The sequence below is a fragment of the Micromonospora foliorum genome, assembly GCF_022229015.1.
GTDB lineage: Bacteria > Actinomycetota > Actinomycetes > Mycobacteriales > Micromonosporaceae > Micromonospora > Micromonospora foliorum.
The window spans coordinates 1-1,968 of record NZ_JAKKFF010000353.1 but is presented as its reverse complement, the minus strand read 5'-3'; the positions used below and the strand labels follow the sequence as shown (position 1 = coordinate 1,968).

Below are 1,968 nucleotides of genomic sequence, written 5' to 3'. Positions count from 1 at the left end.
CTCCGCGCCGGCTGTGCGCCCCCGCGCTGGCTCCATGCGCCCGTGCCGAATGCTCGCCGTGCCGCGCTCCGTGCCCGTGCCCGTCGTGCCCCGTCATGCCTTTGTGCGCGTGCTCCGGCGCCGGGCGCCCGCCGTGCTTTCCACGCCGCGTCCGCCGCGCGCGCAGGATCGACTCGGATTCCAAGAAGTCGCGGTGTCTGGGCTGGTGGGATACCCCGATTTCCAGGAAACCGAGTCGATCACCGGGAGACGCACCTTGGGGCGGCAAGGGCCAGCGGGCTTGTCGCGTGAGGCGCGGGTCGCGGTCGTGGGTCGTGGGTTGTGGGGGCGCGGGTCGCGGTCGTGGGGCGCGGGTCCGTGGGTCGTGGGGGCGCGGGTCGTGGGGTGCGGGTCGTGGGTCGTGGGGTGCGGGTCGAGGGGTGCGGTTTCGGGCGGCGTGGGCGTGGTCGGCGGCATCAGCAGCGCCGGTGGTAGAGGTTGCGACGTGGAGTGCGCAGCGGGTCGAGCCAGCTGGGCGGGAGGAAGTCGGGCCGGCCGTCCGCTGCGATACGGACTGTCCAGTCGCCGCGGTGGATGAACCGGTGGTGGTAGCCGCAGAGCAGCACGGCATTGTCCAGCGCGGTCGTCCCACCGTCGGCCCAGTGTCGGATGTGGTGACCGTCGCACCACCTCGGTGGCCGATCACAACCAGGAAAGGCGCAACCGCCGTCGCGCAGGACCAGCGCGCGCCGCAACGGGCCGGTGAAGAGCCGACGCTGGCGGCCGACGTCCAGGACCTGACTGTTGCCGCCCAGCACGACCGGCAGCACGCCTGCGTCGCAGGCCAGGCGGCGGACCGCACCAGGGGTGAGGCGCGTACCGGTCTCCAGTGTTCCGGCGCGTACGCCGTTGACCAGATCGCCCATAGACACGGTCACCACCACCTGAGGACGGTCGCCGCCGTTGTCGGGCAGCTGACCGGTGCGTAGCGCCAGTCGGCAGATCTCGCCCAACGCGTCGGCGCGGCGCTGACCAGGACTGCGGTCATCGTGCTCGCCGGCTGGGGCGCAGAGCGGATCAATCGCCTCGCGTAGCAGGCTCGCCGTTTCGGTGTCGAGGTTGCCGCTGAGGCGTACCTGCCCGTTCTCCTGCTCGGAGAGCGTGACGTGCCGGCGGGCCTCGGCCCGCTCGGTGGCCCGCTCCAGAGCCTTCAGCTCAGCCTGGTCGGCCAGATCCGGGGCGACGTGCGTGAGGACGCGTTCGCCAAGCCGGCTCAGACTTGTCGGGTCGAAACGGTCAGCCCAGGTGACCAGCAGTTGGGTGGCCTTGTCCGCCACTTCGGGACCTGCTTCCACCGGGAGGGCGGCGATCGTCTCGGCCACCACCCGACCCTGCTCGACGGTGATGGCACCGCTGAGCAGCGCGTCGCGCACCGCCGGCGGGGCGGCGTCGATGGTGGCGGCGAGCTGGACCAGGTGGCGCGCATTGCGACCGGAGAGCCGGAGCCGCTCCCGCAGCCAGACTGCCGTGGACGAGGCGCCCTGGGCGACCGCGAGCCCGCGACCATCCAACTCGCGCACCAGACCGAGCTGAACGGTGGCCAACCGCTGCGCCAGCACCTGAGTCGCGTCGAGAGACGCAAGCAACTCGTCATCGGAGAGCCCCCAGAGCGCGGCCTCGGCGCAGTCGTCAACCGCACCGCCCACCTGCTCTAACGCCTCCAACATGAAATCAGAATAGAACTGGTGTACGACAACTTCGGGTTCGTGTTGATCAATGAGTGGAACTAATTTCGTCGATCATTGGGAGCCGCCCGCTCGCGCCGTGAGGCCGAAGGTGCCCGCTGGCGCCGTGAGGCCGAAGGTGCCGGCTCGCGCCGTGAGGCCGAAGGTGCCCGCACGCGCCGCGAGGCCGAAGGTGCCCGCACGTGGCACTGCTGAACCGCACTGCTGGAGTCGCCCCACTGGCTGGAGCCGCGCCCCTGGAGCC

At 71.2% G+C, this 1,968-nt stretch carries 1 protein-coding gene; it reads right to left on the bottom strand.

Annotated features, from left to right (window positions below; all coding sequences use genetic code 11):
- Window positions 1–455 precede the first annotated feature (455 nt).
- Window positions 456–1,706 carry an HNH endonuclease signature motif containing protein gene (locus tag PSH25_RS24220; RefSeq protein ID WP_238661260.1) on the bottom strand — a complete coding sequence of 417 codons (1,251 nt, stop codon included), beginning with the start codon at window positions 1,704–1,706 and terminating at the stop codon, window positions 456–458.
- Window positions 1,707–1,968 lie beyond the last annotated feature (262 nt).

Excerpts from the sequence above, each read along its gene's own strand:
- PSH25_RS24220 (WP_238661260.1), bottom strand. The coding sequence starts at position 1,706 with ATGTTGGAGGCGTTAGAGCAGGTGGGCGGTGCGGTTGACGACTGCGCC.